Origin of the sequence: Kitasatospora sp. NPDC056800 (assembly GCF_042789775.1) — a bacterium.
Taxonomy (GTDB): Bacteria; Actinomycetota; Actinomycetes; order Streptomycetales; family Streptomycetaceae; genus Kitasatospora.
Genome location: NZ_JBHUAL010000334.1, coordinates 1 through 5,633 on the forward strand (window position 1 = coordinate 1; position 5,633 = coordinate 5,633).

At 75.4% G+C, this 5,633-nt stretch carries 5 protein-coding genes; all 5 read left to right on the plus strand.

All coding sequences use genetic code 11. The features are described from left to right. The first annotated feature begins 176 nt into the window (after nucleotides 1-176). Nucleotides 177-1,040, plus strand: coding sequence for a dihydrodipicolinate synthase family protein (locus ACFRQN_RS39565; protein ID WP_369808372.1), 864 nt, complete (start codon nucleotides 177-179; stop codon nucleotides 1,038-1,040). 93 nt (nucleotides 1,041-1,133) lie between these two features. After that, nucleotides 1,134-2,138: a proline racemase family protein gene (locus ACFRQN_RS39570; RefSeq protein WP_380745473.1), complete on the plus strand. Its 1,005-nt coding sequence runs from the start codon at nucleotides 1,134-1,136 to the stop codon at nucleotides 2,136-2,138. A 50-nt stretch (nucleotides 2,139-2,188) separates the two neighbouring features. After that, a complete protein-coding gene (locus tag ACFRQN_RS39575; protein ID WP_375876043.1) occupies nucleotides 2,189-3,547 on the plus strand; it encodes an aldehyde dehydrogenase family protein in 1,359 nt (452 codons plus the stop codon). Next, nucleotides 3,547-4,575 (plus strand): proline racemase family protein, encoded by a 1,029-nt coding sequence (locus tag ACFRQN_RS39580; protein WP_380745475.1) that lies wholly within the window; start codon nucleotides 3,547-3,549, stop codon nucleotides 4,573-4,575. Before ACFRQN_RS39575 ends, ACFRQN_RS39580 begins: the two co-directional genes overlap by 1 nt. Before the next feature lie 23 nt (nucleotides 4,576-4,598). Next, nucleotides 4,599-5,534: an ornithine cyclodeaminase family protein gene (locus ACFRQN_RS39585; RefSeq protein WP_380745477.1), complete on the plus strand. Its 936-nt coding sequence runs from the start codon at nucleotides 4,599-4,601 to the stop codon at nucleotides 5,532-5,534. Nucleotides 5,535-5,633: the final 99 nt, after the last annotated feature.

The following is a 5,633-nucleotide window of genomic DNA, read 5'->3' on the forward strand; positions in this document are numbered from 1 at the left end:
GCCCCGCGGGGGGGGGGGGGGGGGGCGGGGGCGCCCCCCCCCCCCGGGGTCCGTCGTCGAAGGACGGGCCGGGGACCTTGTCTCCGGCCCGTCCACTCTAGTAAAATGTCACACCTCATCAAGGAGCTCATGTGTCCATCACCCAGCACGACAGCACCCGTCCCTGGCGCGGCATCATGGTCGCCACCACGCTTCCGCTGCGCCCGGACCACTCCGTCGACTACGACGCCTACGCCGAGCACGTCCGCTGGCTGATCGACTCCGGCTGCGAGGGCGTCGTCCCCAACGGCTCGCTGGGCGAGTACCAGACGCTCACCGCCGAGGAGCGCGCCAAGGTCGTCGAGGTCGCCATCGAGGCGGCCGGCGACGGCTCCCGGGTGATGCCCGGCGTGGCCGCCTACGGCAGCGCCGAGTCCCGCCGCTGGGCCGAGCAGGCCGCCGAGGCCGGCGCCGGCTCCGTCCTGCTGCTGCCGCCGAACGCCTACCGGGCCGACCACGCCTCGGTGCGCGCCCACTACGCCGAGGTCGCCAAGGCCGGGCTGCCGATCGTGGCGTACAACAACCCGATCGACACCAAGGTCGACCTCGTCCCCACGCTGCTCGCCCAGCTGCACGCCGAGGGCTCGATCGTCGCGGTCAAGGAGTTCAGCGGCGACGTCCGCCGGGCGTACGAGATCGCCGAGCTGGCCCCCGGGCTGGACCTGCTGATCGGCGCCGACGACGTGCTGCTGGAGCTGGCGCTCGCGGGCGCGGTCGGCTGGATCGCCGGCTACCCGAACGCCCTGCCGGCCGCCTCGGTCGCGCTCTACGACGCCGCCGTCTCCAAGGACCTGGAGAACGCGCTGCCGCTGTACAAGTCGCTGCACTCGCTGCTGCGCTGGGACTCCAAGACCGAGTTCGTCCAGGCCATCAAGCTCTCGATGGACATCGCCGGGCGCCCCGGCGGCCCGGTGCGCGCCCCGCGCCTGCCGCTCGTCCCGGAGATCGAGGAGGCCGTCCGCGCGGCCACCGAGAAGGCGCTGGCCGACGGCCTGGTCTGACACCGGCGCGATCCCGGGCCTCCGGGCCGGCTGCGGCGGCAGTCGGCCCGGCCTACCCACCAACCATCCGAACCTGTACGGGAGTTGTGACCCATGCGCAGCCGTCACGTGTTCCACGCCGTCGACTCGCACACCGAGGGCATGCCGACCCGGGTGATCACCGGCGGCTTCGGCGTCATCCCCGGCGCCACCATGGCCGAGCGCCGGGTGCACTTCCAGGAGCACCTGGACCACTTCCGCACCCTGCTGATGTACGAGCCCCGCGGCCACGCCGCGATGAGCGGCGCGATCCTCCAGCCGCCGACCCGGCCGGACGCCGACTTCGGCGTGCTCTACATCGAGGTCTCCGGACTGCTGCCGATGTGCGGGCACGGCACCATCGGGGTCGCCACCGTGCTGGTCGAGACCGGGATGGTCCCGGTGGTCGAGCCGGTCACCACCGTACGGCTGGACACCCCGGCCGGACTCGTGGTCGCCGAGGTGAAGGTCGAGGACGGCGCCGCCAAGGCGGTGACCATCCGCAACGTGCCCTCCTACTCCGTCGCCCTGGACCGCAAGATCGAGGTGCCCGGCTACGGCACGGTGACCTACGACCTCGCGTACGGCGGCAACTACTACGCCATCCTGCCGCTCGCCGAGTTCGGGCTGCCCTTCGAGCGCGAGCGCAAGCAGGAGATCCTGGACGCCGGCCTGGCCATGATGGACGCGATCAACGCGGGCCCGGACCGGCCGGTGCACCCGGAGAACCCGTCCATCCACAGCTGCCACCACGTCCAGCTGCTCGCCCCCGGCTCCACCGCCGAGCACTCCCGGCACGCGATGGCCATCCACCCCGGCTGGTTCGACCGCTCGCCCTGCGGCACCGGCACCTCGGCGCGGATGGCCCAGCTGCACGCGCGCGGCGAACTGCCGCTCGGGCGGGACTTCCGCAACGACTCCTTCATCGGGACCACCTTCACCGGGCGGCTGGTCGAGGAGACCGAGGTGGCCGGGCTGCCCGCGGTGGTGCCCACCGTCACCGGGCGGGCCTGGGTCACCGGCACCGCCCAGTACTTCCTCGACCCGAGCGACCCGTTCCCGGCGGGCTTCCTGCTCTGACCCCTCCTTCCTCCTTCGTCCCCGTACCTCCCCCCGAAGGGCTGCTGGCCGTGACCATCACCTCGTACAACCCCGCCGACCCCGACGACCTCGTGGTCGCCGTCGAGGAGCCCGGCGCCGAGGCCGTGCGGGCCGCCGTCGGGCGGGCCCGGGCGGCGCAGGGCGACTGGCTCGCCGCCGGGGCGGGCGCCCGGTCGGCGGCGCTCGGCCGGATCGCGGACGCCGTGGAGGCGCACGCCCACGAGCTGGCCGCGCTGATCGTGCGCGAGGTCGGCAAGCCGCTGGCCGAGGCGCTCGGCGAGGTCGCCCGCACGGCGGCGATCTGGCGCTACTACGCGCAGGCGCCGTACGCGCCCTCCGGGGCGGTGCACGAGACCGCCGCCGGCCCCGGGCTGCTGCTCACCCGGCGCCGCCCGTACGGGGTCGCCGGGCTGATCGCGCCGTGGAACTTCCCGCTGGCGATCCCGACCTGGAAGGCCGCGCCGGCCCTCGCCGTCGGCAACGCGGTGGTGCTCAAGCCGGCCCCCGAGGCGACGGCCTGCGCGCTGCGGCTGGCGGAGCTGGCCGGGCTGCCCGAGGACGTGTTCACGGTGCTGCCCGGCGGGGCGGAGGAGGGCGCGGCGCTGGTCGACGCCGCCGACGTGGTCTCCTTCACCGGCTCGACCGGCGTCGGCCGGGCCGTGGTGCGGGCCGCGACCGACCGCGGGGTACCGGTGCAGGCCGAACTCGGCGGGCTGAACGCCGCGCTGGTGCTGCCGGACGCCGACATCGCGCAGGCCGCCGGGCACATCGCCGCGGCCATCGCCGGGTACGCCGGGCAGAAGTGCACCGCCACCAGCCGGGTGATCGCGGTCGGCGCCGCGTACGAGCCGCTGCGCGAGGCGCTGGTCAAGGCGCTGGCGGCGGTCGACGACGCGGTCTGCGGGCCGGTGATCAACGCCGGTGCGCGGGAGCGGCTGACCGGGGCCGTCTCCTCGGCCGTCGAGGCCGGGGCGAGCGTGCTCACCGGCGGCGGGGTGCCCGAGCGGACCGGCTGGTACGTCGAGCCGACCCTGCTCGCCGAGGTGCCGGCCGAACACCCGCTGGCCCGCGAGGAGTTCTTCGGCCCGATCGCGGTGCTGCACGCCGCGGCCGACCTGGACGAGGCCATCGCGCTCGCCAACGACACCCCGCACAGCCTCTCCACCTCGGTGCACACCCGCAGCCTGGACGTGGCGCTGGCCGCCGCCGACCGGCTGGACGCGGGCATGATCCGGGTCAACGCCCCGTCCAGCGGCGTCGACTTCCACCTGCCCTTCGGCGGGGCCAAGGGCGCGAGCCACGGCGACCGCGAACAGGGCCAGGCCGCCCTGGACTTCTACACCGTCAGCCGGACCGTCAGCGTGCTGCCGGGCGGAGGTGCGCTCTGATGTTCGTACGGACGGTCGACTACCACACGGCCGGCGAGCCGTTCCGGATCGTGCTCGACGGCGTGCCCCCGATCCCCGGCGACACCGTCGCCGAGCGCCGGGCCATCGCGCTCGGCGCGGGCGGCAGCGCGACCGCGCCCCGGCCCAGCGCGCTGGACGAGGTCCGGCAGCTGCTCAGCCGGGAACCGCGCGGCCACGCCGGGATGTACGGCGGCTTCCTGGTCCCGGCGGACGACGACGAGGCGCACCTGGGCGTGCTGTTCTGGCACAAGGACGGCTACTCCACCGCCTGCGGGCACGGCACCATCGCGCTCGGCGCCTGGGCGGTGGACTCCGGACTGGTGGCCGCCCCCGCGGACGGCGTGGCGCGGGTGCGGATCGACGTGCCGTCCGGCCGGGTCACCGCCCTGGTGCACCGCGCCGGCGGGCGGACCACCGGGGTGACCTTCCGTAACGTGCCCAGCCGGGTCACCGCGCTGAAGCTCCCGGTGGAGACCTCGCGCGGCACCGTGGAGGTCGCCGTGGCGCACTCCGGCGCCTGCTACGCCTCGGTGCCCGCGGCCGCCCTCGGGCTCGCCGTGGAGAAGCAGCAGCTGCCCGAACTCACCGCCCTGGGGCGGGAGATCAGGGCCGCGCTGGCCGGCTCGGAGGCGGTCGCCCACCCGACGGACGCCCGGCTGTCGGGCGTCTACGGGGTCATCCTCCACGACGAACTCCCCCCGGTGGACGGGGTGCTGAACCAGCGCAACGTCACCGTCTTCGCGGACGGCCAGATCGACCGCTCGCCCTGCGGATCCGGCACCTCCGCCCGGCTCGCGGTGCTCGCCGCCGAGGGGCGGCTGGCCCCGGGCGAGCCGCTGCGGCACGAGTCGATCATCGGGACGGTCTTCAGCGGGCAGGTCCTCCCGGGCGGCGACCCGCAGGGCGAGGGCGTGGTCACCGAGGTCGGCGGGACGGCCTTCCGCACCGGCGAGCACGGCTTCGTGCTGGAGCCGGACGACGACCTGGGATCGGGGTTCCTGCTGTGACCACCGTGCGTGCGACCGAAGCCGTGAAGCCAACCGAAGTGCCCGGCGCGGCGGTTGTGCCGCTCCAGTACGCCGTGCCGGGCACCGGCGGGGTCGGACCCGCCGGGGCGGTGGGGGCGATCGAGCGGGTGCTGCTGGACGGGTTCGACCCGGAGGCGGCACCCGCCCGGTCGGCCGTACCGGTGCCCGCCGGCGAACTGCTGATGATGCCGGCCGCCGCCGGGCCGTACGCCGGCGTGAAGATCGCCGGGGTCGCGCCCGCCAACCCGTCGGCCGGACTGCCCCGGATCACCGGCAGCTACCTGCTGCTGGACGGGCCCACCCTCCAGCCGCTCGCCCTGCTGGACGGCGCCGCGCTCACCGCGCTGCGCACGCCCGCCGTCACCGCGGCCGCGCTGCGGCGGCTGGCCGTGCCGGAGGCCGAGCACCTGGTGCTGTTCGGCTCCGGGCCGCAGGCGTACGGGCACCTGGACGCCCTGCTCGCCGTCCGGCCGCTGCGCCGGCTCACCGTGGTGGCGCGCAACGCCGAACGGGCCGGGGCGTTGGCCGCGTACGGGCGGGAGCTCGGGCTGGCGGCCGAGGTCGGCGACCCGCGCGCGGTCCGCGAGGCGGACCTGGTGGTCTGCTGCACCACCGCGCGCACCCCGCTGTTCGACGGCGCCCTGGTGCCCGCCCACGCGGCGGTGGCGGCGGTCGGCTCGCACGAGCCGGACGCCCGGGAGGTGGACGAACTGCTCGTCCAGCGCGCCGAGTTGTACGTCGAGGCGCGTACCGTCGCGGAGCGCGAGGCCGGGGACCTGCTGATGGCGGGCGTGGCCGGGCGGCAGCTGTGGAACCTCGCCGAACTGGTGCGCGGCGACGCGCTGGTGCCCGACGGGCGGCCGCGGTTCTTCAAGAGCGTCGGGATGGCCTGGCAGGACCTGGCCGTCGCGGCGGAGGTGTACCGGGCCGCGTCCTAGGGCGTGTCTTCAAACTCGCGTCTGCGGGGCGACGCCGGGGCACGCACCTCGCCGCGTTGTCGTCGGTCGCCAATGCTCCGCAGTGGCTCCCTCCTCCGC

Coding starts and splice junctions, on each gene's coding strand:
- ACFRQN_RS39565 (WP_369808372.1), top strand. CDS start 177: ATGGTCGCCACCACGCTTCCGCTGCGCCCGGACCACTCCGTCGACTAC.
- ACFRQN_RS39570 (WP_380745473.1), top strand. CDS start 1,134: ATGCGCAGCCGTCACGTGTTCCACGCCGTCGACTCGCACACCGAGGGC.
- ACFRQN_RS39580 (WP_380745475.1), top strand. CDS start 3,547: ATGTTCGTACGGACGGTCGACTACCACACGGCCGGCGAGCCGTTCCGG.